We start from the raw sequence: 23,911 nt of genomic DNA, 5'->3' as shown, positions 1-23,911 counted from the left end.
CCGAGAAGTCATGTAAATGGGCCGGAGCTCATAGCGAAAGCTATGGACTCCAGCCCATTGTTGATGCGGTGATTTAGCTGTCTGGCGACATCTCGGCGCCGGACTGTACGGTCCTCGCTACCGTGCGACGCGGTGCCTACGCCGTTGATGCAGCAGAACGGCGACGGTGAAGAGCGTCGTTCCGGCGATGCTGGCGATTGCGCTCGCCAGGGACGTCGTTGAGGCCCCGAGGTCTCCGATGCCAAAGGCGACGAGGCCGACGGCGAACACATTGTTCACGATGTGCAGGGCAATCGACGCCTCGAGGCCGCCGGTGCGCCAGGTGAGCAGGCCCGCTGCGAAGGCGAAGACCGCGACCGACAGCAGGCCGGGGGCATCGTAGATGTGAGCGAGAGTGAAGACTGGGATGGGCAGCAAGATTCCCCACCACGGGCTCTTCAACCATGACCCGAGCACCTGTTGCGGCAGGGCGCGGAACACGTACTCTTCGGCGGACGCCTGAACCGGCGCGACCAAGAGCGCCACCGCCAGCAGGCCCAGGGAATTGGCGCTGATGACCGGGGATGCGTCGCCCGTGCCGAGGCTCACCACGGTTGCGACGGCGATCGCAGCTCCCATCGTGGCCAGCGCGATCAGCAAGTACACCCCGAGGCGTCGGACGCGGAGCCTGCCCGCGACCGACGTGAGGGTACCGATCGAACGGCCTTCCCCGAACCAGATTCCGACGGCGACGGCCGGCAGCAAGAGCGCGATCTGGCCGAACACGAACAGCGCGCCGATGGGATGGTTTGGGTCCGGGAAGCCGGTCTCCGTGAGCGGAATCGAGGGGTCGGCCCCAACAATCGTCCCGATACCAAAACCGAAGAGGCCGGTTAGGAACCAGTAAACGATGAACGCAATGAGGAGCGCGAGTAGCGGCCGCCACCAGCGGTGCCGCGGGTTCGCAAGGGCGAGTCGGTGGAAGGGAAGGCCTGTGGTCGAAATCTCGACGGGAGCGAAGCGAGCTTGCGAGGTCTGCATGTAGTCGGTGGTGTCGGCGGTCTGGACGGTGCGTGCAGTGTTGTTGTTCATGCATCCAGCGTCCCGGAATGCCGTTCGTCGAGGTATCGGGCAAAAGGCTGCGTCACAACGCCGAAAGTTACCCACCTTCATCCCTTTGGACGACACCGCAGCGTCGCGCTTGCTGCCTAGGCTGACGGGCATGACGACGGACACCACCAGCCCGAAGCAGACCACGCCGGTCATCCCGCTCACACAGATCGAGTTCACGCCCGCTCGCTCCCGAGCCACGATCATGATCATCGTTGCGGCGCTCGGTTTCGTGCTGCTCTGGATATTCTGGGGGTTTCAAGCCGACCGCGACCTTCCCGAGCCGCGCAAGACGATCTATTGGTTGGCCGAGCCGATCTTCGGCATCCTGGCGACGGCGCTCTTGCCGCTGGTGTTGCACCGCGACACCGGTCCGCCGACGTGGGAGGTTGATGAACGCCGCGAGCGGCGAGCATTCGTCGTCGGCATTGTCATCATCCTGTGCTCGGCGCTCGCGGGTTCGGCGCTGCCGGCCGCCGCGATGGCAGTGGTGTCGCTGGTCGGCCGAGGCCGCCCGGGCTGGTTCATCCCAGTTCTCGGCGCGGTATCCGTCGTGGCGGGGTATTACACGGGAGGGCTGCTGCTGCCGCTCAACGAGTGGGAAATCCTGGTCATCTTCGCCCTCGGAGCGTTGAGCTTGATGCTGCTCGGGCTCAACCTCGGCAGTCGTCGCGATCTGCTGGCGTCACTGCGTCGAGAGGCAGAGGCGGCCCGACAAGGCCAAGCCGCGCTCGAATCCGAAGCGCGTCAGGAAGAGCGAACCCGGATCGCCCGCGAGATGCACGACGGGGTCTCACACAAGCTCGCGCTGGTCGCCCTCCACGCTGGCGCGCTCGAGTACCGAGACGACCTCTCACCGGAGAAGGTGCGAGAGGCCGTCGGCGTCATCCGGGCCGGCGTGCACGATGCACAGGAGGAACTTCGAGCCGCGCTGCACGTCCTGCGCTCCGACGTGAGCGATACGCATCCAGCCCCGACCCTCGCCGATATCACCACGCTCGTCGACGAAGTTCGAACTGCCGGTGCCAGCGTCGAGTTGCGCGTCGCGCTGCCGCCGGTGGGCGAACTCTCGGCGGCTACGGTCGCGCACCTTCACCGTGTTGTGCAGGAGGCGCTGACGAATGCGATCAAACACGCGCCCGGCTCACCGATCTCGGTGACGATCGCCGGCGAACGCGAGACCGGGGTGCGGGTTGAGGTGCGCAACAGGATGCGGCGGGCCGCCGAACGCGCGCGGGGAGCGGGAGTCGGGCTCGTGGGGTTGCAGGAGCGGCTGGCCTTGGTCGGCGGGATGTTTGAGTCCGGTCAGGAGGGCGACGACTTCGTCGTGCGAGCATGGATGCCGTGGCAGAACTAAAGGTCATCCTCGCCGACGACGAGGCGTTGATTCGCGCCGGGTTACGACTCGTGCTCGATGGCAACCGGGGCATTTCCATCGTCGGTGAGGCGACAAACGGGGCCGAGGCGGCCCGGATGGCTCGCGAGTTGCGACCGGACGTCGTGTTGATGGATGTTCGGATGCCGGTTCTCGACGGCGTCGCGGCGACCGCCCAGGTGCGGAGCCAGCCGGATGCGCCCGCTGTCGTTGTGCTGACGGCGTTCGACACGGATGAATTCGTTCTCGGGGCGCTGCGGGCCGGGGCTTCGGGCTTCTTGCTCAAGCACACGCCTCCGCCTCAACTTGTCGACACGATCCTCCAGGCCGCCGCAGGCATCCTGTCGTTTTCGCCGGAGGCGCTCGAGCGGCTGGTGAACGCGGCGGCGGAACCGTCCCCGGCCGCGTCTTCGATCGTCGCGACGCTCAGCGCCCGCGAGTTGGAGATCGCCACGCTGGTCGCGGAAGGGCTGACGAATGCCGAAATCGCGCAACGGCTGTATCTCTCGTTGCCGACGGTGAAGACGCATCTCGGGCGAATCTTCGAAAAGCTCGGCGTGACGAACCGGGTGCAGGCGGCGCTGCTTATCCATGATGCGGGGCGGGCGGCGGGGACTTCAGCAGGTTGACAGATCGAGTAGCGGTCAGCGTTCAGTGGTTCCTCACCGATTCACGAATGCGCAGATTACGTGGATTCTCTTTGCGCGGGTCAATGACGGACCGGATATCGCAAGTGAAGCACTCGATTGCCTTGAACAACCACTTCGGGATCTTCGAGCAGTTGCTGCGCATTGACGGTCCCGAAGAACCGTTTGCCTGAACCGAACACGACTGGCGCCACGTCCATCCGCACCTCGTGGACGTATCCCGCGGCGAATAGCTGACCGCCGACGTCTCCGGCTGAGGCCTCAACGATGCGATCGCCCGCGAGCTTCTGCGCTGTTGCCAGTGCAGCATCGACGCCGTCGACGAAGTGGAACGGCGCATCCGGGTTCCATCCATCGGGCGGTGGACGATGCGTGACGACGACCACGTGATCGATTCCACTCGGCGGCGTGCCATCCCAGCCATCCGTTAAATCGAACACACGGCGGCCGACGATGGTTACGCCGATCGAATCCCAGTACGCCCGCGTGTGGTCGTACGAGGCCTGCGAGACCTTGAGCACGCCGCCGTCGTCGAGGGGAACGTCGCCGCTCGTGAGCCACTCGAAGAGCGGCCCGGGATCGTCGTTGTCGTCGGCGATGAAGCCATCCACCGAAACCGATGCGTACATCACTACTTTGCCCATGAGCCGCTCCTTTGCGTGGGGGTGAGAAGGTTAAGTCAACCAGCTCATCATTCATCGACCCCGCCGAGTTCGCGCTCGATCTGCTCGATTGTGGGTAGCGCGGTTTGAAGCGGGTCGGGTAGTGCCCTGAGCAGTTCGTACTCGGCGACACCGAGGGCTCGGTTACTGTCCTTCAACGCGTACTCGGCGACGACCTCATTCTTTGACCGGCACAGCAACAGTCCGATGGTTGGGCCATCGCTCTCGTGGCTGAGCGTCTCGTCCACAGCGGTTAGGTAAAAGCTCAGCTGGCCGAGGTGCTCCGGCTTGAATTTCCCGCCCTTGATTTCGATGACTACGTAACTGCGAAGCTTCAGATGATAGAAGAGCAAGTCGATGTAGAAGTCGTCGCCACCCACTTCGAGGTGTACTTGACGGCCCACATAGGCGAACCCGACTCCGAGTTCAACGAGAAACTCGGTGAGGTGGTCGACCACACCCTGTTCGATAGCCCTTTCCTCGGCATCGTCGCCGAGGCCGAGGAAATCAAGCTTGTACGGGTCCTTTAACGATTCCCGGGCGAGGTCGGAGCTAGGGGGCTGAAGCGTGCGCTCGAAGTTCGTGATGGCTTTTCCTGCACGCTCGATGGATTGCAAATCGATGTGCGTGTCAAGAGCGTTTCTCGACCAGCCATGTTCGAGCGCCGCGGTGGCGTAAAGCAGCCGTCGCTCGGCGTCCTTGATCCGGTCGATGAGGACCATGTTGTGTCCCCAGGGCAATTTGGCAGCAGCCTGCTGCCAAATTTCAAAGTCGGGCCACGCCTTCGCGAAATCCCGCATGTACCGAAGATTCCGTGCCGACATGCCACGCACATCGGGAAATGCCACCCGCAGGTCGTGCGCGAGCCGGTCGATGACTTTCGCTCCCCATCCCTGGCGTGCCTGACGCTCAATGATGTCCTGGCCGATCTGCCAATAGAGCGCGACCATTTCCGTGTTCACAACGAGAGCAGCACGCTGCTGCGCAGCGAATATACGAGACTTCAGTTCGGCGAGCCACTCTCCGTAGCCCTCTGGCGGTCGATCAGCGAAACCGGCTTCTCACTCATGGCATGACCATAGGCGGAGCCTCCGACGTCGTGATGGCCACGCGCAACCTCCGTCTCAGGCAGGAAAACGGGTTCGGCAAACGGGTACCGGGCGTCCTAGGCAATTCTCGTGAATACTCTGGCGCTCGGCCGAAATTGAACCGAGGGGTCGTGCCGGTAAGAATAAGTTGCATGCCCTCCACGATTGCCTGGTTAGACGCATCCGCTGACGAGCAGCAGCGGATGCGCGACATCATCAGTCTGTTTACGGATCGGGACAGCCGCGACGAGCTCGGCATCGGCCAGGTTCGGGATTCGCTCGGCGATGCGCTATTCCCGGGTTCATCGACGCTGCACACGCGGGCGAGGTACCTGCTGTTCGTGCCGTGGATTTATCAGTATGTCGAGCGGGAGCGGGAAGCAAGTGCGGAGGCCGAGCGGCTCGAACGCCGGTTCATCGACACCCTGCGCAAGAGCGAAGACCAGGACGGGCTCATCGGTGGCCGAGCAGGAGCCGGAGTGAGAGCGCTGCCGTCTTCGGTGTACTGGAATGCGCTCGGCCTCTACGGCATCCGTCTCGACGAAACCCAGAGCCGGGCCGACGCGGCCAACCTGCCGCGCAGCATCCGCCTCCGCACCGAAGTCGAGGGCGAGGCCGAACCGACCCCCGTGTGGTCTCCCGAGATGCCGGCGCCACCGAGCGGTTTTCCAACCGACGTGCCGGAGGGATTCGCACTCACGCACGCAGAGGCGTCGTGGTTGCGCGACCGGATAGTGAGCGCGGCCCCGGATGCGCTCTACGCTCATCTGCTCGACAACCGACCGACCGAGGACAGCGGCTTCCCGTGGGACGATCCGGCCGCGGCTTCCGCCACCGGTGAAGCCCGGGTTTGGCTCGACCATGCGCAAACCTTTTCGGCGGTCATCCACGGCGCGCAGCTGCTCTACAATCTGCAGATCGCCGAGACGTGTGACGCGCTCGACCTCGAACAGCACGAGGGCAGGGTCGAGCAGTACCGCGCCGAGCTGGATGCATGGGCCGAGAACGTCGAAAACGAGGTCGACCGATTCGGTTGGGATCTCGACGACTTCTTCGCGAGGCTTGCGAATCTTCGAGGAACTCCGGTGCGGGCAGGGACGGCCACGTTCATCCGGGAGTGGCTGCAGTACACCCGCAATGAGCCGCCAGCGAGCCTTGCAAACAGTACCGGCGCGAGGCGGCTCATCCGAATCCGCGAGCACACGAATAAGCCCTCCCTCTACCGCATCGATGCCAGCGTGAAGCGGCTTCGGGACTGGGGCGGCGCATCCCAGGCGGGGCGGCTGGCGTTCCGGTGGGGGACAGTGCAGGTACTGCTACGTGACATTCACGACGGTCTCGAGCGGCCCATCGGGACACCGGATGCTTGAGCCACAGAATCGCGCAGCCTTTACCGAGCAGCTCCAACCACCCCCAGGATTCCGGCTTGTGCAGGCGGTCGGGACGACTTTCACGCTCGACCTCGTGTCAGCGCTCGCGGTGCCACTCTCATTCAGCTCGCGAAGGCTTGGCGACCACAACGATCCGGTTTCAATCTTCACTGCGATCCGTCAGGCCGCCGATTCCATCGATGTGTTTGCGCAAGCAGGAGTCATTTCGCTGGGCCGCGAGACTGATCTCGTTACCTACCTTGAGGGCGGGATCCACCCGGTCGCCCTGCACCGCGGGATTTTCCATCCCAAGGTGTGGCTGCTTGAGTTCGCGCGGGATGCGGAGCGTAGCTTCCGGCTCGTGTCGTCGAGTAGGAACCTCACTGCGGACAAGAGCTGGGACATCGTCGTGCGACTCGACGGGAAGCCGGCGGCGGCCGCGGGCGAACCATCGGACGAGAGCGCTCTTGAGCGGCGTGCTGCGGCCAGGGCGCGCAATGAACCCATCCAGCGGCTCATCCGCGCGCTGCCAGACTTCTGCGTGAACCGGATGCCGGAGCACCGCGTCCAGCGCATCCACGACTTTGCCGAACGGTTCGGAGAAGTCGAGTGGGAACGGCCAGACGACACACACGATCTCGCGTTCCATACATTCGGGCTGGGTGACGCCTCGATACCGCAAATTCGCGGCACGAAAGCCCTCATCATCTCGCCGTTTCTCAGCGATGACGGATTAGAGCGGCTGCGTACGGGCATCAGCGGCGAGACGCACTTGCTGTCGAGGGAACGCAGCTTGCAGCTCCTGAATCCCGAGGCGTTCGACCCGAAACTCCACACGTATCTGCTTGATGAGGCCGCAAATCTGGTCGACGAAGAGGACGCGAAGGCAGAAAACCTACTTACGGGACTGCACGCGAAGGCGGTGATCGTTAACGCTAATCATCGTGCGCGGATGCTCCTCGGGTCGGCAAACGCGACTGGCGCGGGCTGGGGCACGAATGTCGAGTTCATGGTCGAGTTCGAGGGTCGTCGCGATATCTACGGAGTAGACGCGACGCTCGAGGCGCTCGGCGAGCTGAAGGCCGAGTTTGAACCGACAGGTGGGGAGGTCGAAGACGAGCGGGAGCAGGCTCAGCACGAGCTGGACTCAGTGTTGCGCGACCTCGCGATTGTGCCTGTGACGAGCCGAATCGTCGAGGGCGAGCCGTTCACGCAGCTCGTGTGGGCCGGATCGAGGCTGACGAACGTTCTTGAGGCCACCGCATCTCGCGGCATCGGGATACGCTGGCATCTCCTCACGGTCAAAGGCACCGACGTCGCCGAACTCGGCACGTCCGAGGCCCACGCCGCTCGCTTTGAACGGCTTGACCTCACGGACCTGACCGCGTTTCTCGTGGCCGTGGGCACGCATCCAGCGACCGGCCTCACGAAGTCAACGATCATCCCGATGCGCCTGCTTGACGACGTCGAGGAACGCAAAGAAGCGGTCATCGCGCGGCATCTCGCAGACCCGCAAGCGTTCGTGCGGCTGCTCACGCTGCTGCTCGAACTTTCCGGGATGCGCTTCGAGGCCACGAAGACGGGCGGCGGGATGTGGGGCGCATTCGCGAGCGATGGCCAAGCAACTTCGGGGCTGTTCGAGGCGCTTGTGCGCGCGCTCGGCCGCGGATCCAGCGGGATCGAAGAGGCACAACGAATCATCGAGTTCCTCCGGCGGGAGCGGGACGTGGTTTGTTCCGGCGACGCGCAATCGCCGGACGAAACGGTGACGTCTGAACCACCAACGTCCGAGCAATCTGTCCTACCCGAGGGCTTCGAACCTCTATGGGACGCGGTGTGGGCGGCCCATCTCAAGTTGCGGGGACGTGAGACTGATGACTAGCAGCGTCGATGTCAATGCGGTGATGCGATCACTCAAGGGCTTCCAGCGCGCCACCGTCGACCACGTGTTCGAGCAGTTCTATGGCACGGCCGGAGGCTCCGGTCGCTTTCTCGTCGCGGATGAGACCGGGCTCGGCAAGAGCATCGTCGCGAAAGGCCTCATCGCGCGCGCGATCGACCACCTCGAGAGCGACGATAGTGTCGATCGCATCGACATCGTGTACGTCTGCAGCAACGCCGACCTCGCGACCCAAAACTTGCGTCGGCTCAACGTGACCGGAGATGACCACCTGGGGTTCGCATCCCGCCTCACGATGCTCGCGAAGGAATCGCAAAGACTCTCCGAGCCTTCCAAGGGCCCGGGCAAGAAGGTCAATCTCATTTCATTCACGCCGGGTACTTCCTTCAGTGAAGGCGGTCATCGCGCGGGTGCAGCGCCCGAACGCGCGCTCATCACGCTGTTACTCGATGGCCTCTTTAACCGTGACGAATCGCAGCGGCGTGCCACGCGCATCCTGTTGCAGGGCCAGGTCAGCTCGGTCGATCGGTTCGGCTCGGTGCATGTCGAGGGGATGCGCCGCTCGGTCGTTGACGGACTCGACCCCGTGATTGCGGGGAAATTCGCGGATCTGATTCGCGCGGATGGCACCGCAGAGCGTTTTCTCTCGCTCCGGGATGCGCACCTCGAGCCAGGCGCGACGCTCGAAGGTACTGCCTGGCATCAGGCACAGGATCTGATCGCTCGCATGCGGCAGGCGCTGGCGCACGCGGGCGTCGAGACGCTCGAACCGGACCTCGTGATCCTGGATGAGTTCCAACGCTTTCGCCATCTACTCAATGCCGAGTCGGGCGATGCGGCGGAACTCGCCCACTCGCTATTCGAATACGGGAACGCGAAGGTGCTCCTGCTCTCGGCGACGCCGTATAAGCCGTTCACCAATGGCAACGATGAGGACGACCACTACCGCGACTTTCTTGCGACGGTCAACTTCTTGTCGGGTGGCCGCGCGGAGGTCGGCGAGGGGCTTCAGCGTGCGCTCGAGTCGTATCGTCATGCGCTGAGTCGAGGCGAACGCGGAGCTGCGGAGGCTTCACGGGTGCGAGAGATCTTGCTGCCGGTGATGTCGCGCAGCGAGCGGCCGCGGCTGAGCGAGAAGGATGATCTCGTGCGGGTTATCCGCCCGGACGTTCCAGTGCCGAGCTCGGGCGACCTCGTCGGGGCAGTGCATCTGCGCGAACTCGCGGAGATCCTCCGTTCGCCGCTGAGCATCGAGTATTGGAAATCCATCCCGTACTTCGTGAACTTTATGGAGAACTATCGGATCGGTGCCAAACTGAAAGAAGCGCAGGAGTCGCGTCCGGAAGAACTTGAGCGCGCGCTGGGTGCGACGCAATCGTTGGATGCGGCAGGGATCAAGGCGTACGAGCCGATCGACTTCGGAAACGGCAAGCTCCGGGCGCTCGCGGATCGCACCATTGGCGAGGGCATGTGGAAGCTGCTGTGGTTGCCGCCCTCGATGCCCTACTTGAAGCCGGGTCGGGTGTACTCGACGGTGGATGTGGGGCTCACCAAGACAGTGCTGTTTTCGGCCTGGACCGCAACGCCGACCTCGGTTGCATCGTTGCTGAGTCACGAGGCCGACCGGCTGACGTTTGATGGCCTGACCGCTGCTGAGGAAATGATGGCGCGGCCCCGTTCGCGGCGACTTTCCTACACAGAACGTGATGGGCGCCTCGAAGATATGTCCACCCTGCAACTGTTTTGGCCGCATCCTGAGCTTGCCAAGGCTGGCGATCAGCTCGTGCTGAGAGCTGGCTCTGGAGCTGCGCTCGAGCGCGATCAATTGGTGGATGCGGTGGGGGCGCGGCTTCGCACCGGAACGGAACTCGAAGACGCGCCGACCGCATACTTTGCGTATCCAGGGGCGTTCCCGGAAGGTGTGGATGCGGGACGTATCGGGAGCGTGACGGTCGAAGAAGACCTAAGCGGTGTCGCAAGCGAGCAGGAACGGCAGGAACGGGCACGCGCGCAGCGGACGGCGCTCGAGGCTCACGTGGCCGAGGCGCAGCGGATCGCGAGGGAGCACGCAGGTGCAGTTCCCGCGCATCCAGACCTGGCGCGACTTGCAGCCTTTGCCCCGGGCAACATCGCGTGGCGGGCATTGCGGTCAGTGAGCGCGCAAGCAGTGACCGACGCAGAGCTGTGGCATGCGGCGCGTGTCGTGAGCACGGCGCTGCGCAGCATGTTTCATCGCGCGGATAGTTCCGCCCGCATCGTGGCGCTCTATCCCGGCGATCACCGCGATTACTGGCAGCTCGTGCTCGAATACTGCGCCGACGGCAACCTCCAGGCTGTCCTCGACGAGTATGCGTTCCAGCTGCAACTCGAGTCGGGTGGGGGTACCGAGCAGCTACTTGACAGTAAAGGGGTAATGGAAGTTGCCGAGCGCATCGCGGCGGCAATCGGCATGCTCCCCGCGACTTACGTAGCTCACGACAACACGCTCGAGCGTGAGCGGATCTCGATGACGGCGCGCTTCGCCGTTCGATACGGCGGCACCGCTGGGAAGCAATCTAGCGAATCGGTTGGCCAACGTATGTCGTCTGTCCGCCACTCCTTTAATAGCCCGTTCGCGCCGTTCGTGCTCGCGTCGACGAGCGCGGGGCAAGAGGGGATCGACTTCCATTGGTGGAGTCACGAGGTCGTGCACTGGGATCTGCCCTCGAGTCCAGTCGACTTCGAGCAGCGCGAGGGCCGCGTCAATCGCTTCGCGGGCCACGCCATCCGCAAAAACATCGCCGAAGCGCATGGCGACGCCGTGCTCGATGCTGGCTCACGGCATCCCTGGCGGGATGCATTTGCGGAAGCCGAGCGAGTAGACAACGGGCATGGTGAGTTTTCGCCGTGGTGGATTTACCCTGGCTCTTCGCGGGTAAATCGGGTGCTCGTGACGTACCCGTTTAGCTCCGACGCCGCGAAGTACGAGCGACTCCGAGACGATCTCACGCGGTATCGGCTCACGCTCGGTCAACCGCGGCAGGGTGACATGGTCGAGATGCTCGCGAAACGCGGGGTGGATGGGGCCGATGTCGCGTCGATCGATCTGCGGCCTGATTGATCGGTGGGCGGATACAGGAACTGTTAGTTGGCAGTGTGAGTTCCAACAAGGATTCACATGGCGGGGTTTTCGTTTTACGTTAATGGCATGAGCACAGGAGAAACGATCGGTGGCAAACCCGTGAGTGAAGAACAAATCGCGGAATGGGTTGCAGAGGCCGAGGCAGGCTATGACATCGAAGCGCTCAAGAAGCGTGGTCGGGGGCGTCCGGGCCGTGGTGCGGAACCATCTCAGGTCGTCGCACTACGCCTTACTCCTGATGAGATCTCGGCGCTCGATGAGAGGGCTGAACGCGAGGGAAAGACGCGCTCTGAGATCATTCGCGAGGCGTTGAAGCTGCTTGCCGCGTGAACGTCCATGACTCGGCACGGAAGCACGGCATCCCGCCCGATCAACAGCGAAACGCCGCGATCTCCGGATGCTGAGCGTTACGTGTGATCGCTTGACGCTTGCCGAAGTTGGATGCACAGTTAAGTGAGGTCTTAATTAAGAATCGAGTTAAGCAATGGCGCAAGACTCGCTGAGTCAAGTGTTCGCCGCCCTGGCGGATCCGACGCGGCGCGCAATTCTGAGCAGGCTCAGCGAGGGCGCGGCGACGGTCGGCCAGGTCGCGGAGATGTTTGCGATCAGCGCACCGGCGATCTCGCAGCACCTCAAGGTGCTCGAGCGGGTCGGGCTCGTCGAGCGAACGACCACTGCTCAGTGGCGAACGCTCACCCTGCGTCCAGAACCGCTCGATGCGGTTGCCGAGTGGGTCGACCACCATCGGCGGGATTGGGATCAGCGACTCGACCGACTTGAGGCCCACTTGGACACCATCAATGAGGAGGAATACCAATGAATGCCACACCAGAATTCACGATCACCCGAACTGTGAACGCCTCGCGAGACCTCGTCTGGCGCGCTTGGACTGAACATGAGCACCTACAACACTGGCTGCATCCGTTCGGCGTGACGACCGAGAGCATCTCGTTCGACGTGCGAGTCGGCGGCGAGTATCGCTACACGATGATCAACGAGGAGACGGGGGAGCAGTTCCCGACCGGGGGTGTTTTCCTCGAGGTCGAGCGTCCCGAGCGGCTCAAGTTCACGTGGGGAACCCCGGGGGATGCGGATGCGCCAGTTGTCACCGTGTCGCTGGTCGAAGTGGACGACGGAACCCAGCTGACGTTCCATCTCGTCGGGATCGAAGGTAAGCCAGGTGACGGTTTCGTCTACGACGGCTGGGATGAGGCGCTGCAGAATTTTGCGGCGCATGTCACAAGGGTTGCGGCGAAGTAGTCAATCAAGGGCGGTGGGCGGCGCCGAATCTCAACGGCGTCGCCTAGCGTGGGAGCCCTAGCCTCAGACAAAAAGGAGCTCTCATGACCTCAGCGCAGGAATACGTCGACCAGATGGCCGCGAGCCGCGGGTACGTGCTCGATTATCACAAGATCATGGCGGCGGCTGACTTCCCGGTGCTGCAGGCCGCGAACGACGTCGTCAAGGCCGCGTACCTCAACAAGCGCTTGCTCGACCCGAAGGTCAAAGAACTGTTGTTCATCCTGAGCCTGACCGTGATGCGCGCGCCGAAGCCGCAGCTCAAGAGCCACATTCAGGTGGGCCTCGATCTCGGCCTCACCCCGCAGGAAATTCTCGAGGCAATTGAGATTGCGCTGCCGGAGGCAGGCGTCGTCGCCTTCCAGTACGGCGTCGAGGCGTGGGCCGAGGTTGTCGACGCCGAGCGGCTCGAGCCGCAGGTTGAAGTTCACACAGGCAAGGGCGAATAGCCAGCGTCGGCAACGCGCGGGCACCTCAGGGTGCCCGCGCGTTGCCGTACCTCAACTCACAACAACTCGAAGATCGTGGCATTGGCCATGCCGCCACCCTCGCACATCGTCTGCAGACCGTACTTGATCCCGTTGTCTTGCATGTGATGCAGCAGCGTCGTCGCGATTCGTGCTCCGGATGCGCCGAGCGGGTGTCCCAACGACATCGCGCCGCCTCGGGGGTTCACGAGATCGGGGTTCGCGCCCGTCTCCTTGAGCCAGGCGCCGACCACGGACGCGAACGCCTCGTTCACCTCGAACACCCCGATGTCTTCCATGTCCAGACCCGACCGCTGCAGCACCCCGCGTGTCGCCGGAATCGGCGCCGTGAGCATCAGAATTGGGTCGTCGCCGATGACCGCGGTGCTGTGTACCCGGGCAATAGGAGTGATACCGAGGCTCAGCGCTCGTTCGCTCGTCATCATGAGCAGCGCCGCTGAGCCATCTGAGATCTGGGATGCATTGCCCGCGCTGACAACCCCATCTTCCTTGAACGGCGTGGGCAGCGTCGCGAGCTTCGCCAAGTTCGTGCCGCGACGAATCCCCTGGTCCGTGGTCGCGAGCCCGTCACGGGTTTCGACGCCCACGATCTCGCGCGCGAAGAGACCGTCGTCTTCCGCCTGGGCGGCCCGCGCGTGCGACTCAACGGCAAGCGAGTCGAGCTCCGTGCGGTTGAGTCCCCACTTGGCGGCAATCATCTCGGCGCTGACGCCCTGTGGCACGAGGTTCGGGTAGCGCGCTTTCATGAGCGGGCCGAAGGGACCGTCGCCGCCCTCGATGTTTGAAAACATTGGCGTTCGAGACATGACCTCGACACCGCCCGCGACCACAACATCCGCCTGGCCCGAAACCAGAGCCGCGGCCGCGAAGTGAATCGCCTGCTGCGAGGACCCGCACTGTCGATCGATCGTGGTTCCTGGCACCGACTCGGGGAGCCCGGAGGCGAGTGCCGCGTTGCGGCCGATGTTGCACGACTGTTCGCCGACCTGGGAGACGCAGCCCCAAATCACGTCGTCGATCAGAGCGGGGTCGATGCCGCTCTCGTCGAGAATTGCCCTGATTGGGACGGTCGACAGGTCAACGGAGTGGATGCCCGAGAGGATACCCTTGCCCGGCTTGCCGACGCCGACGGGGGTTCGCTTCGCGGTGACGATGACCGCATCCCTGGTGCTCATTATTCAAGTCCTCCTCGACTCAATGCACGTTGTGAATCATCGTTGCAGGTCTGTCTGAGGTGGTTGCGATGAGCGGCGTGCAATATGAGGCACGGATAGGGCACTACGCGGCAATAGTTTCCTTGTGGTACGCCATTCGTGTCGGGGTTGGCGGTGCCTTGCGTCGTTCCGCCGTCTCACCGACGGCTACGAACCGTTCGCAATCCGCTGCGTCAGTCGATGCGCATGCTCGAGCAGCAGCTTCCCGAGCTGGGGCCGCCGCTCCGCCGAAAACCGGTGCTCGACCCCGGTGAGGCTCAGCGCCCACGCGGGCTGCCCCGCGGGATCGAACACCGCTGTGCCCATACCCCAACTGCCCTCGACGATGAGCGCCGGGTTGACCGCGTACCCAAGCCTGCGGGTCTCGCGGATGCGCTCCCGTACGTTCTCGGGGGAGTGCTGCGGCCCGTACTCCTCGGCGAGGTTCGTGCGGGCGAGATAACGCTCGATCGAGTCATCCTCGAGGAACGACAGGATGGCGATGCCCGCGGAGGCGACGCCGAGCGGGAAGCGCCGCCCCTCGTAGAGTACGAACGAGCGGATCGGGAAGCTGCCGTCCTGCCGCATCAGGCAGATGGTCTCGTCGCCGCGCCGGGCCGACAGGAACGCGCTCTCGCCGGTTGCCTCCGCGAGCTCGGCCAGCGCATCCGCCGCGTAGGTGGAAATGTCGTAGCGCTCGGCAGCGACCGCGCCCATGATGTACAGCTCTGGGCCGAGCAGCCAGTGGCCCGACTTTCGATCCCGGTCGATGAACCCGTGCTCCTCGAGCGAGCTCAAGAGGCGATGGACTGTGGGGCGCGGCAGCGCGGTGGCGCGGGCGATCTCGCTCGTACCGGTGCCCTGCGGCATTTGGGTGCTGACGTGGCGCAGGATCGCGGCGACTTTGCCGACGACATTCGCGCCTGCGGTGCCTACCTCATTGCTGTTCATAATGTGGACGCTATCACGCCTGAATCTCATGACGTGAGCACTCTTCAGGCTCGCATTGCCCGTGTTCGGCCTGAGTCATAGGCTCATAGTTGTGTGGCAGCTGGCCACACTATGGACATGGAGGCGACGATGGCTTCGAAAACTTGGGAAAGCGCGGCGGCGGCGCTCGCGGAAACGGTCCGCGATGGCATGACGATCGCCGTGGGCGGCTTCGGGCTCTGCGGTATTCCGCACAATCTAATTGTGGCGCTGCGAGACAGCGGCGCCACCGACCTCACGATCGTCTCGAACAACATGGGCGTTGACGGCAAGGGTCTCGGGCTGCTGCTCGAGAACAAGCAGGTCAGCAAGGTGCTGGCATCGTATGTTGGCGAGAACAAACTCTTCGCCGAGCAGTACCTGAGCGGTGAACTCGACGTCGAGTTCGTGCCGCAGGGCACCCTCGCCGAGCGACTGCGCGCAGGTGGGGCGGGCATCCCCGCTTTTTACACCCCGACCGGCGTCGGCACCCCGATCGCCGAGGGGAAGCCTGAGGCGGAATTCGACGGCAAGCGTGTCATTCTTGAGCGCGGCATCGTGGCCGACCTCGCGCTGGTTCGGGCGCATACCGGCGACCTCGAGGGCAACCTCCGCTACCGCCTGACGGCGAAGAACTTCAACCCGCTCGTCGCGACGTCGGGCCGCCTCACGATCGCCGAGGTCGAGCACCTCAGCGACGACTACCTCGACCCCGAGCGCATCGATACTCCGGGTGTGTTCGTGCAGCGGATCGTGCGGGTCGAGGACCCACTGAAGGACATCGAACAGGTAACTGTGCGCGAGAAGGTAGGGGCATAACCATGTGGAATCGTGACGATATGGCGGCAATCGCGGCCTCCGAGCTCGAAGACGGCCAATACGTCAACCTCGGCATCGGCATCCCGACCCTGGTTGCGAACCACCTCCCCGAGGGCGTGAGTGTGAAGCTCCAGAGCGAGAACGGCATCCTGGGCATGGGCCCGTTCCCCTACGAGGGCGAAGAGGATGCGGACCTCATCAACGCCGGGAAGCAGACCGTCACGCTCGTGCCGGGCGCGAGCATCTTCGACTCGGCGACGTCGTTCGGGATGATCCGCGGCGGCCACGTGCAGACGGCCATCTTGGGTGCGTTGCAAGTTTCTGGCGCGGGTGACCTCGCGAACTGGACGATCCCCGGCAAGCTCGTGAAGGGGATGGGCGGGGCGATGGATCTCGTCGCGGGGACGCCTCGGGTCATCGTGATTACCGACCACGTCGCCAAGGACGGCACCCCGAAGATCGTCGAGGAATGTGACCTACCCTTGACGGGAGTCGGCGTCGTGGACCGCATCATCACCGATCGTGCCGTGTTCGACGTTGTCGACGGAGCGCTCGTGCTTCGGCGCATCGCGCCCGGACACGACATTGACGAAATCCGCGCCTCGACCGGCTCATCCTTTACCGTAGACCTTTCGGAGGGCGTAACAGCATGACCACCAACGTACTGATTGCGGGTTATGCCCGCACCCCGTTCACCAAGTTCAACGGGCAGCTCGCTTCGCAGCCCGCGACCGTGCTCGGCGCGCACGCGATTCGCGCCGCGCTGTCGCGCGCGGGTGTGGCGGCCTCCGACGTGGACGCGGTTGTCGCCGGCCAGGTGCTGCAGGGCGGCGCGGGGCAGAACCCGGCACGGCAGTCGTCTGTTGGCGCTGGTATTTCCTTTGACGTGCCCGCGATCACGCTGAACGCCGTGTGCCTGTCGGGTACTGAGGCCGTGTCGCAGGCCGCGCGCCTGATTCGTGCTGGTGAGGCTGACGTCGTGGTCGCCGTCGGCCAGGAGTCGATGTCGCTCGCGCCTCACGTGATCCCGCTGCGCGCTGGCGTGAAGTACGGCTCAGGCGAGCTGATCGACACCGTGGCACATGACGGGTTAACCGACGCCTTCGACCAGGTCGCGATGGGAGAACTGACCGAGGACGGCAACGCCGAGCGCTCGCTCACGCGCGAAGAACAGGATGCCTTCTCCGCGGCGTCGCACCAGCACGCGGCTGCCTCTTCGGAGTTCTTCGGTGGCGAGATCGAGCCGTTCACCGTGACCTCGCGCCGCGGCGACACGGTCGTCGCGGCAGACGACGGTATCCGCGCCGACACCACGGTGGAGTCGCTCGGGAAGCTTCGTGCGGCCTTCAAGAAGGACGGCACGATCACCGCGGGCAACGCGTCGCAGATCACCGACGGCGCCGCGGCGCTCGTGCTGGTCTCGGAAGAGGCTGCCGAGCGGCTCGGTGTGAAGGGTATCGCACGGGTCGAGTCGACGGCGCTGGTCGCTGGCCCGGATGTGCAACTCCACTCCCAGCCCGCGCGGGCAATCAGCGCGGCTTTGTCGAAGCTGAATGGTGTGGATGCTTCGGATCTCTCCGTTGTTGAAATCAACGAGGCGTTCGCCGCCGTGGGCATTCACTCGCAGCGCGAGCTCGGGATCGATGCGGAGATCGTGAACCCGCACGGCGGCGCGATCGCGCTCGGTCACCCGATCGGCGCATCCGGTGCGCGCATCGTCGGCACGCTGGCGCGACAGCTCGCCGAGCTCGGACCCGACTCGCTCGGCGCCGTCGGTATTTGTGGCGGCGGAGGTCAGGGCAGCGCGGTCGTGTTGCGGGCGGTTTAGAACCGCCCTACGCCGCAATTTCACGCACGTATGGCCCACTAGGAGTCGAATAGCACCTCCTGATGGGCCATACGTGTCGGATTTCGCGGTGGCGCCTGCAGCTCAGGAGTTAGCCGTCGCGCAGACTGAGCCAGCGCCAGCTGAACCGCCTGCGCTTTGGGCCAGAAAGCAAGTCTGGTGACGTCAAACGAGTCGGTGTTCCGCCCGTCATCCAGACGGTCGCGCCGCAGTCACCAGATCTCGGAGCGATGCGTCCGGCAGGTAGGCGCGCGTGAGCGCGATCCCGATGCGCGGCAGGTCGCCCTCGTCGCGGTAGAGGAGGTACAACGGCGAGGTGCGCGGATTGAATTTCTGCTTGAACCGGTGCAGCGACGAGAAGCCGTAGAGGGGCTCGAGCATCCCGCTGATGCGCTTGAGCACGGCCTCGACCGGAGTCGCCTCCTCGTCCTCCGGGAAGACGAGCGGGGCGCCGGAGAGCGACGCGAACTCATAGCCTTCGTCCGAGAAATGCTGCAGTGACGAGGCGATCAGGAACTCAATCACCGGCGAGAAACCGCCGTCGCGTCGCCGCATGAGGTCGAGCGTCCAGCCGACGATGCGGTCGCCGCCGCCGTAGATCGGCAGCCACGACAGCACGCCGTGGAGATTCCCGTCGCCGTCGATCGCAAGCGCGACCTCGACGCTCGGGTCGAGAGCCTCCGCCACCGTCCCGAGCGTAAAGCGCATCTCGGGTAGACCCTTGTCGCCGGTCCACTGCTCCGAAATTGCGCGAACCTGCCCGATGACGCGCCAGGGCTCATCGGCCAGCGTGGTCATGCGGAACTCGATTCCCTCCCGCTTGGCGCGGTTCATCGCGGTGCGCACGTCGCCCCACGACCTGCCCTTGAACTCGAGGCCGGGCAGATCAACGATGGTGTCCTCCGCAACGAGGGCCGCGCGCCAGCCCTGCGGTCGCGCCTCGGTTGCGGGAACGCCCGCCGAGAAGAAGCAGGGGATGAGCCCCGCCTGCTGGGACTCCCGTGCGAACGCTTCGAGCGATTCGGGCAGCGTTTCGGCACTCACGATCGGGTCGGCGAGGCCAATCGCGACCCCGGCGTGCACCTGGTAGGCGATGTAGCCGTCGCCGAACCTCGCGCGCCTGTTGTCGGGCCAGGTGGTCATCCACGAGATCGTGCCGCCACCGTGCTCGCGCAAGAGCTCGTTCGCTTCATCTCGGCCAATCGCCTCGCGGCCAAGTACACGATGCGACTGGCGTAGCCGCACCCGGAACGCGCCGCGCGCGAACCACAGCAGCAAGACCAGCCCGAGCCAAAGCAGCCCGGGCGCCACGAACATCCCGTACACGTCGGTAACCGAGCCGAGGAACCCCGAGGCGACCAGCGCATCCACTGAGACACGGGCCACGACGGCGGTAATCACGCTGATCACCCCGTAAATCATCGTGACCCACCACGCGAGACGGTAGCCGTTACGGATGCCGTAGGCGACGATGACGATCGCGAGAACATCGAGCACGACGACGAGCGTCGACGTGAGTTGTTGAGTCTCGCCGAGCGGGCCGTCGTGGGGGATGAGCAGATCGATGACCTGGATGATGCCGATGGTGATGAGCCCGGCGAACGCGAGGGTACGCCACTCACGCTCGGTCGGGCGGCCACCGCGACGACGGAACTGTGGCAGCAAGCCGCTGACGATGAGCGCGACGATGCCGATGATGGCGTGTGCGACATCCGCGAAGGTGCCGAAGTAGAACACCGAGACCATGACGAATAAGAACACGGCAATGCGGGCCCGCAGCCGCCACGGCGACGGCAGCGTCGCGATCGCGAAGATAAGGCAGCCAAGCGCGGCGCACGAGGGCCCGACGTCGAGGATGTCCGGATGCTCGAGAGCGAACGGTAGGCTCGCCCAGGCCGTGAACGACACGACGCCGACCGCGCCGAGCATCCCGATCACGTGACTGCACCAGAAGATCAGGATGGTGCGCCAGGTACCGAAGCGCCACTCGGCCCAGCCGACTCCGACCAGCAGCATCGGGGTGAGGGTCGGATAGATATACGGTTCGACGACGAAGAACGCGGATGTGAAGATCGTCCACCAGCGGCCGTCGCTGAGCGAGGGTGCGCCGATCGCAACGTTCTCGTACCAGCTCTGGTCTTGCGCGGGGGCGAATAGCGTGCCGGTGGTGGCGCCGAAGGTGAGCCAGGCGATGAAAAACAGGGCCGTGTAGGGGACGCGGCGGAGGAACCGGAGGGCCCGGGCGGACTTGGGCTTCGTTGACGTTGTCTCTGCTGCCTCTGGAATTTGGTCGCTCGGACTCATGCTTCTGATAGTAGGGACTTGATCGGCGTGCGGCTCGGCATATCCCGGTCCACTCTCTCCCAGACAGGCACTCTATGGGCGCGTCTGGCGCGCCGGACCAATAGCATCCCTATGTGACCGCAACGAAACCCTGGCTGCGAAGCCTCCTACTCATCCTCACCGTCTTGATGGGCGTCGGCAGCGCGACACAATCGCGCATCAACGGCTCGCTCGCGGCGGCGATCGGCAGCGGTCCGCACGCCGCAGCCATCTCATTCGGCACTGGGCTCATCATCCTCGCGGTAATCACGCTCTTTCGAAAGGATGCGCGCCAGGGCATGGTGCGGATCGCCACTGCCGTGACGCGACGAGAGCTGCCCTGGTGGGGCCTGCTCGGTGGCGCTTGCGGTGCATCCTTCGTGCTCATGCAGGGCATCGCCGTGCCGTACCTGGGGGTCGCGGTGCTCATGACTTCGATGGTCGTGGGGCAGCTGCTGGGATCCCTCGCGGTCGATCACTTCGGTTGGCTCGGAGCGCCCGAGCAGCGGATTTCCTGGCTGCGCGGGATCGGTGCCGGGCTCGCCATCCTGGCAGTCGTGCTCATCGGCATTGATGCGGGCATGGACCTTGGCTCGATCGGTCTGATGGTGTTCGCGGCGGTCGCGGGTTTCCTGCTTGCGCTGCAGCTCGGAATCACGGGAACTGTGCGGTCTTTCGCGCGGGACTCCATTAGTCCGTCGCTGCTCAACTTTTTGGTCGGCTTCGTGATTCTTGCCGTCGCCGCGCTCGTGAGCTCGGCCGCGGGATGGGTGGAGTTCACGGGATTCCCGTCCGAGTGGTGGCTCTACCTCGGCGGCCCGATCGGCGTTATCTACCTATTTCTGGTCGCGTCGGTCGTGCGAACCATCGGAGTATTCGTGTTGTCGCTCGCGCTTGTCGGTGGGCAACTGCTTGGCTCGCTGATCTTGGACCTCGCGTTCGGGCACGCGAGTTGGATGCTCGCCATCGGCGCCGCGATCGCGTTTGTTGGCATTACCGTCGCGCATCTCGGGGCGCGTCGGGGGTAGGGAGTGGCGCGCTGAGCGTCGAAGCGATCGGGACAGCTAAACACGACGCAAGGGGTCAAAGTAGTGGAACCGACTGCGAATTCGGCGGGCCACTGGGAACTGCAAGACGAATTTGCGAGGATCACCGTATGTCTGCGCTCTCATCGATCGACTTGGAAGCGATCGCGCGTGCCTCCGAGCAATTCAACGTCGAGCGGCTCCGCGTTTTCGGTTCATTCTTGAGTGATCGCTTCAATTCTCAACGAAGTGACGTCGATATTCTCGTGGACTTCAAACCGGGAGGTGACGACCCCTTGGCCGACTATTTTGATTTGAAGTTTGAGCTCGAGCGGATCTTTGGGCGAGAGGTTGATCTTGTCGACGCCAGCGCCGTTCGGAATCCGTACTTCAAAAAGTCAGCATTCGACACCGCGCAGGAGTTGTATGCGGCCTGACAACAACGTTGCGGCTCTGCTCTGGGATGCACTCGACTTTGCGCGGAACGTGGAGACGGCGATCGGGGACACTAGCCTCGAGACCTATCTTGACGGTGGTCCAAAGGCGTGGGCAACGGAACGTCAGATCGAGCTAATCGGTGACGCGTTGGGTCGATTGCGCAAGGCCGACCCGGAGTTCGCGATGCGCATCCCGAACATGGATCGAATCATCGGTATGAGGAATGTGTTGGTTCACGGGTATCTGGTTGTGAACGACCGAATCGTTTGGCAAGCCGCAACGAAAGCTGTGCCAGAGCTAATCCCGGTTCTCGAAGGATTGCTTGCGGAGTTTGGGTCGCCTGAATAACCCCTTCCGTTGTGCGACCGGTAGAAGGCGAATTTCAATCGTTTCTTCATTTGCGTTCGCAAAGGAATCGTCGAAGCGCCCCACAGCGACATCCATCGTTGTAGCAGTACAGCCGCGTGGCCTGAGAATCTAAGCCCGGCAACGTTCGCGGCTTGAAAGTTCAAGCCACGAAAATACTGGCTTAAAACTTGAAGTCGGAATCGGGGGTGCGAAGGTGATATCACCTCGACACCCCCGATTCCGGCTCAATTCTTCACACGGCATAATGCGCGGCTTGAAATTTCAAGCCATAACTTCCGGCTGGGGTGAATTTCTAAGCCGTGGCACCGCACCGTCCTGAATATTCAAGCCGTCGCGGAAAGGAACGGTCCGAAGTCCGATCGTGGCTCCGACACACTGACTCATTTCGAGGACCTCAAATGTCCTCTGCATCCAGCGCCTGCTTGAAGAAGGATTGATCGACCATGGCTCGACAGTGCGTCCGCAGCCTGGCTCTCATGACTCCAATTGCGGGGCGAAGGGGCTGAACGTCGTGGGCTGAGACCGACGCGCCACCAACGCGTCTCGAACGAGACGTCGCCGGGCTGGGATGAGCACGTGATGGGACAGCCTCAACCAGATCGACTCGGCACATAGACCACGTTGTAAACCACGCTCACCCATTGAACAACCCAGCAGCCTGTTCGCCCGCAACCTCAAGCCAGCGCACCGGGTCACTCATCGTCGCTTCGGCGCTGCCCGCCAGCTCGCTCAGCGACAGCATGGATGCGGGGTGCGTCCCGGTGTCACCGTTCAGCGCATCCGGAGAGACTCGCCCTGCAATCACGGCCACCGGCACGTCGTGCACGGCAGCGATCTCGAGCACCGCAGACGGCACCTTGCCGGCGAGCGACTGGGCGTCGAAGCTACCCTCACCCGTGATCACGAGGTCGGCTCGGGCGAGCTGGCGGGAAAGGTCGATCGCCTCGGCGATAGCCAAAGCACCGGGCTCAATGGATGCGCCGATCGCCAGCAGCCCGAACGCGGTGCCGCCCGCGGCGCCGGCGCCCGGAGAATCAGCCCTCGCGCCAGAAATCTGCAGGATGTCCACGAGCCTTCGCAGCCCGGCCTCGAGAACCGCAATGTCCTCCGGCGCGGCACCCTTCTGCGGGCCGAACACCGCAGCTGCGCCGGTAGGCCCGAGCAGCGGATTCGTCACGTCGGTGAGCGCGATGATGCCGTCCGGCGGCAGTGCGCCAACGGGGGAGAGGTCCACCCGCGCGAGCCGATGCAGGCCCTCGTTGCCGAGCGGAATCGGCGCATCCGACTCATCGAGAAATCTCGCGCCGAGCGCCATGAGCGCGCCGACGCCGCCGTCGGTGGATGCGCTGCTCCCGAGCGCGACCAGCACGCGTTGTGCTCCTCGATCGATCGCGAACCGAATAGCCTCGCCCAGCCCATAGGTCGTGGCGGCGCGCGCACTCTCGCGAGTCACCGCATCCAACAGCCCGATGCCGCTCGTCTCGGCGAGTTCGACGACCCACGTGTCGTCGCGAAGGAGCAGCAGACTCGCCTCGCCCGGTTTGCCGAGCGGACCGTGCACGGTCGTCGTGACGCGCGTCGACCCCGAGGCCGCGGTCTCAAGCGCGTCGATCGTCCCCTCACCGCCGTCGGCCATCGGCGGCAGGATGCACTGGTCACCCGGTCTGCCGCGTTGCCACCCGGCGGCGATCGCGTGGGCAACTTCGGTTGCGGTCGCGGTGCCCTTGAACGAGTCGGGCGCGATGACGATGCGGCGTTGCATGGTGCCAAGCTAGCCCACGTCAGGGTGGATGCGCGGCCCATCTGACCAGCGGATTAACAGTTGTCGACGGCACGGCCACCACGGGATGACGATGCGGTGGGACCAGCCATCGCGCGCCCGCGTTCTGCG

General features: G+C 64.1%; 21 protein-coding genes and 1 pseudogene. 15 read left to right on the top strand and 7 right to left on the bottom strand.

The window, feature by feature from the left end; genetic code table 11:
* Window positions 1-117 precede the first annotated feature (117 nt).
* Window positions 118-1,071: a CPBP family intramembrane glutamic endopeptidase gene (locus GMOLON4_RS11165; protein ID WP_051266792.1), complete on the bottom strand. Its 954-nt coding sequence runs from the start codon at window positions 1,069-1,071 to the stop codon at window positions 118-120.
* Window positions 1,072-1,201: 130 nt separating this feature from the next.
* Here GMOLON4_RS11165 and GMOLON4_RS11160 point away from each other — a divergent pair, with 130 nt between their 5' ends.
* Both GMOLON4_RS11160 and GMOLON4_RS11155 read left to right on the top strand, forming a co-directional pair.
* Window positions 1,202-2,446, top strand: coding sequence for a sensor histidine kinase (locus tag GMOLON4_RS11160; RefSeq protein WP_169516507.1), 1,245 nt, complete (start codon window positions 1,202-1,204; stop codon window positions 2,444-2,446).
* The gene (locus GMOLON4_RS11155) at window positions 2,425-3,093 is read left to right on the top strand and encodes a response regulator transcription factor (protein ID WP_035732740.1); all 669 of its coding nucleotides are present in this window, start codon (window positions 2,425-2,427) and stop codon (window positions 3,091-3,093) included. Before GMOLON4_RS11160 ends, GMOLON4_RS11155 begins: the two co-directional genes overlap by 22 nt.
* Window positions 3,094-3,173: 80 nt before the next feature.
* Here the strand turns inward: GMOLON4_RS11155 and GMOLON4_RS11150 are convergent, their stop codons facing one another.
* Complete coding sequence (locus tag GMOLON4_RS11150) at window positions 3,174-3,755, bottom strand: dihydrofolate reductase family protein (RefSeq protein WP_026936892.1); 582 nt, start codon at window positions 3,753-3,755, stop codon at window positions 3,174-3,176.
* 47 nt (window positions 3,756-3,802) lie between these two features.
* The gene (locus GMOLON4_RS11145; RefSeq protein WP_245575446.1) at window positions 3,803-4,723 is read right to left on the bottom strand and encodes a PDDEXK nuclease domain-containing protein; all 921 of its coding nucleotides are present in this window, start codon (window positions 4,721-4,723) and stop codon (window positions 3,803-3,805) included.
* A 290-nt stretch (window positions 4,724-5,013) separates the two neighbouring features.
* Here GMOLON4_RS11145 and GMOLON4_RS11140 point away from each other — a divergent pair, with 290 nt between their 5' ends.
* The 7 genes from GMOLON4_RS11140 (at window position 5,014) to GMOLON4_RS11110 (ending at window position 13,000) form a co-directional block, all read left to right on the top strand.
* Window positions 5,014-6,231, top strand: coding sequence for a DUF6361 family protein (locus GMOLON4_RS11140; protein ID WP_026936893.1), 1,218 nt, complete (start codon window positions 5,014-5,016; stop codon window positions 6,229-6,231).
* On the top strand, window positions 6,224-8,113 hold the full coding sequence (locus GMOLON4_RS11135; protein WP_146137554.1) for a phospholipase D family protein: 1,890 nt from the start codon (window positions 6,224-6,226) through the stop codon (window positions 8,111-8,113). Before GMOLON4_RS11140 ends, GMOLON4_RS11135 begins: the two co-directional genes overlap by 8 nt.
* Window positions 8,106-11,231 (top strand): helicase-related protein, encoded by a 3,126-nt coding sequence (locus GMOLON4_RS11130; RefSeq protein ID WP_035732742.1) that lies wholly within the window; start codon window positions 8,106-8,108, stop codon window positions 11,229-11,231. Before GMOLON4_RS11135 ends, GMOLON4_RS11130 begins: the two co-directional genes overlap by 8 nt.
* A gap of 87 nt (window positions 11,232-11,318) precedes the next feature.
* A complete protein-coding gene (locus tag GMOLON4_RS11125; protein ID WP_026936896.1) occupies window positions 11,319-11,582 on the top strand; it encodes a ribbon-helix-helix protein, CopG family in 264 nt (87 codons plus the stop codon).
* Between the two features lie 154 nt (window positions 11,583-11,736).
* A complete protein-coding gene (locus GMOLON4_RS11120; protein ID WP_026936897.1) occupies window positions 11,737-12,072 on the top strand; it encodes an ArsR/SmtB family transcription factor in 336 nt (111 codons plus the stop codon).
* The gene (locus GMOLON4_RS11115; RefSeq protein WP_035732744.1) at window positions 12,069-12,512 is read left to right on the top strand and encodes an SRPBCC family protein; all 444 of its coding nucleotides are present in this window, start codon (window positions 12,069-12,071) and stop codon (window positions 12,510-12,512) included. Before GMOLON4_RS11120 ends, GMOLON4_RS11115 begins: the two co-directional genes overlap by 4 nt.
* Window positions 12,513-12,595: 83 nt before the next feature.
* Window positions 12,596-13,000 (top strand): carboxymuconolactone decarboxylase family protein, encoded by a 405-nt coding sequence (locus GMOLON4_RS11110; protein WP_026936898.1) that lies wholly within the window; start codon window positions 12,596-12,598, stop codon window positions 12,998-13,000.
* Window positions 13,001-13,056: 56 nt separating this feature from the next.
* Here the strand turns inward: GMOLON4_RS11110 and GMOLON4_RS11105 are convergent, their stop codons facing one another.
* Window positions 13,057-14,214, bottom strand: a complete 1,158-nt coding sequence (locus tag GMOLON4_RS11105) for a thiolase family protein (RefSeq protein ID WP_035732746.1) — start codon at window positions 14,212-14,214, stop codon at window positions 13,057-13,059.
* A gap of 186 nt (window positions 14,215-14,400) precedes the next feature.
* Complete coding sequence (locus GMOLON4_RS11100) at window positions 14,401-15,183, bottom strand: IclR family transcriptional regulator (RefSeq protein WP_026936900.1); 783 nt, start codon at window positions 15,181-15,183, stop codon at window positions 14,401-14,403.
* Between the two features lie 129 nt (window positions 15,184-15,312).
* Between GMOLON4_RS11100 and GMOLON4_RS11095 the strand changes: the two genes are divergently transcribed.
* The 3 genes from GMOLON4_RS11095 to GMOLON4_RS11085 are packed head-to-tail and all read left to right on the top strand — an operon-like array spanning window position 15,313 to window position 17,848.
* Complete coding sequence (locus GMOLON4_RS11095) at window positions 15,313-16,020, top strand: CoA transferase subunit A (protein ID WP_026936901.1); 708 nt, start codon at window positions 15,313-15,315, stop codon at window positions 16,018-16,020.
* A gap of 2 nt (window positions 16,021-16,022) precedes the next feature.
* Complete coding sequence (locus tag GMOLON4_RS11090; protein ID WP_026936902.1) at window positions 16,023-16,673, top strand: CoA transferase subunit B; 651 nt, start codon at window positions 16,023-16,025, stop codon at window positions 16,671-16,673.
* Window positions 16,670-17,848: an acetyl-CoA C-acyltransferase gene (locus tag GMOLON4_RS11085; RefSeq protein ID WP_026936903.1), complete on the top strand. Its 1,179-nt coding sequence runs from the start codon at window positions 16,670-16,672 to the stop codon at window positions 17,846-17,848. The genes GMOLON4_RS11090 and GMOLON4_RS11085 overlap by 4 nt, the downstream gene beginning before the upstream one ends.
* Window positions 17,849-18,055: 207 nt before the next feature.
* On the opposite strand, the gene GMOLON4_RS11080 is transcribed toward GMOLON4_RS11085, so the two are convergent.
* Window positions 18,056-20,170 (bottom strand): bifunctional lysylphosphatidylglycerol flippase/synthetase MprF, encoded by a 2,115-nt coding sequence (locus GMOLON4_RS11080; RefSeq protein WP_051266799.1) that lies wholly within the window; start codon window positions 20,168-20,170, stop codon window positions 18,056-18,058.
* A 167-nt stretch (window positions 20,171-20,337) separates the two neighbouring features.
* Here GMOLON4_RS11080 and GMOLON4_RS11075 point away from each other — a divergent pair.
* From GMOLON4_RS11075 to GMOLON4_RS11065, 3 genes and pseudogenes are all read left to right on the top strand, one after another.
* A pseudogene (locus tag GMOLON4_RS11075) lies at window positions 20,338-21,126 on the top strand (DMT family transporter); the annotation flags it as partial.
* A gap of 242 nt (window positions 21,127-21,368) precedes the next feature.
* Window positions 21,369-21,650: a nucleotidyltransferase family protein gene (locus GMOLON4_RS11070; protein ID WP_245575435.1), complete on the top strand. Its 282-nt coding sequence runs from the start codon at window positions 21,369-21,371 to the stop codon at window positions 21,648-21,650.
* Window positions 21,640-21,999 carry a HepT-like ribonuclease domain-containing protein gene (locus GMOLON4_RS11065; RefSeq protein ID WP_026936906.1) on the top strand — a complete coding sequence of 120 codons (360 nt, stop codon included), beginning with the start codon at window positions 21,640-21,642 and terminating at the stop codon, window positions 21,997-21,999. The genes GMOLON4_RS11070 and GMOLON4_RS11065 overlap by 11 nt, the downstream gene beginning before the upstream one ends.
* Window positions 22,000-22,654: 655 nt before the next feature.
* Here GMOLON4_RS11065 and GMOLON4_RS11060 read toward each other — a convergent pair.
* Complete coding sequence (locus GMOLON4_RS11060) at window positions 22,655-23,782, bottom strand: glycerate kinase (protein ID WP_026936907.1); 1,128 nt, start codon at window positions 23,780-23,782, stop codon at window positions 22,655-22,657.
* Window positions 23,783-23,911 lie beyond the last annotated feature (129 nt).

Source organism: Gulosibacter molinativorax (genome assembly GCF_003010915.2).
GTDB classification, from domain to species: domain Bacteria; phylum Actinomycetota; class Actinomycetes; order Actinomycetales; family Microbacteriaceae; genus Gulosibacter; species Gulosibacter molinativorax.
The sequence above is the reverse complement of the archived record's forward strand: the minus strand, read 5'-3'. Positions and strand labels throughout refer to the sequence as shown.

Excerpts from the sequence above, each read along its gene's own strand:
- GMOLON4_RS11165 (WP_051266792.1), bottom strand. The coding sequence starts at position 1,071 with ATGAACAACAACACTGCACGCACCGTCCAGACCGCCGACACCACCGAC.
- GMOLON4_RS11160 (WP_169516507.1), top strand. The coding sequence starts at position 1,202 with ATGACGACGGACACCACCAGCCCGAAGCAGACCACGCCGGTCATCCCG.
- GMOLON4_RS11155 (WP_035732740.1), top strand. The coding sequence starts at position 2,425 with ATGGATGCCGTGGCAGAACTAAAGGTCATCCTCGCCGACGACGAGGCG.
- GMOLON4_RS11150 (WP_026936892.1), bottom strand. The coding sequence starts at position 3,755 with ATGGGCAAAGTAGTGATGTACGCATCGGTTTCGGTGGATGGCTTCATC.
- GMOLON4_RS11145 (WP_245575446.1), bottom strand. The coding sequence starts at position 4,723 with ATGGTCGCGCTCTATTGGCAGATCGGCCAGGACATCATTGAGCGTCAG.
- GMOLON4_RS11140 (WP_026936893.1), top strand. The coding sequence starts at position 5,014 with ATGCCCTCCACGATTGCCTGGTTAGACGCATCCGCTGACGAGCAGCAG.
- GMOLON4_RS11135 (WP_146137554.1), top strand. The coding sequence starts at position 6,224 with ATGCTTGAGCCACAGAATCGCGCAGCCTTTACCGAGCAGCTCCAACCA.
- GMOLON4_RS11130 (WP_035732742.1), top strand. The coding sequence starts at position 8,106 with ATGACTAGCAGCGTCGATGTCAATGCGGTGATGCGATCACTCAAGGGC.
- GMOLON4_RS11125 (WP_026936896.1), top strand. The coding sequence starts at position 11,319 with ATGAGCACAGGAGAAACGATCGGTGGCAAACCCGTGAGTGAAGAACAA.
- GMOLON4_RS11120 (WP_026936897.1), top strand. The coding sequence starts at position 11,737 with ATGGCGCAAGACTCGCTGAGTCAAGTGTTCGCCGCCCTGGCGGATCCG.
- GMOLON4_RS11115 (WP_035732744.1), top strand. The coding sequence starts at position 12,069 with ATGAATGCCACACCAGAATTCACGATCACCCGAACTGTGAACGCCTCG.
- GMOLON4_RS11110 (WP_026936898.1), top strand. The coding sequence starts at position 12,596 with ATGACCTCAGCGCAGGAATACGTCGACCAGATGGCCGCGAGCCGCGGG.
- GMOLON4_RS11105 (WP_035732746.1), bottom strand. The coding sequence starts at position 14,214 with ATGAGCACCAGGGATGCGGTCATCGTCACCGCGAAGCGAACCCCCGTC.
- GMOLON4_RS11100 (WP_026936900.1), bottom strand. The coding sequence starts at position 15,183 with ATGAACAGCAATGAGGTAGGCACCGCAGGCGCGAATGTCGTCGGCAAA.
- GMOLON4_RS11095 (WP_026936901.1), top strand. The coding sequence starts at position 15,313 with ATGGCTTCGAAAACTTGGGAAAGCGCGGCGGCGGCGCTCGCGGAAACG.
- GMOLON4_RS11090 (WP_026936902.1), top strand. The coding sequence starts at position 16,023 with ATGTGGAATCGTGACGATATGGCGGCAATCGCGGCCTCCGAGCTCGAA.
- GMOLON4_RS11085 (WP_026936903.1), top strand. The coding sequence starts at position 16,670 with ATGACCACCAACGTACTGATTGCGGGTTATGCCCGCACCCCGTTCACC.
- GMOLON4_RS11080 (WP_051266799.1), bottom strand. The coding sequence starts at position 20,170 with ATGAGTCCGAGCGACCAAATTCCAGAGGCAGCAGAGACAACGTCAACG.
- GMOLON4_RS11065 (WP_026936906.1), top strand. The coding sequence starts at position 21,640 with ATGCGGCCTGACAACAACGTTGCGGCTCTGCTCTGGGATGCACTCGAC.
- GMOLON4_RS11060 (WP_026936907.1), bottom strand. The coding sequence starts at position 23,782 with ATGCAACGCCGCATCGTCATCGCGCCCGACTCGTTCAAGGGCACCGCG.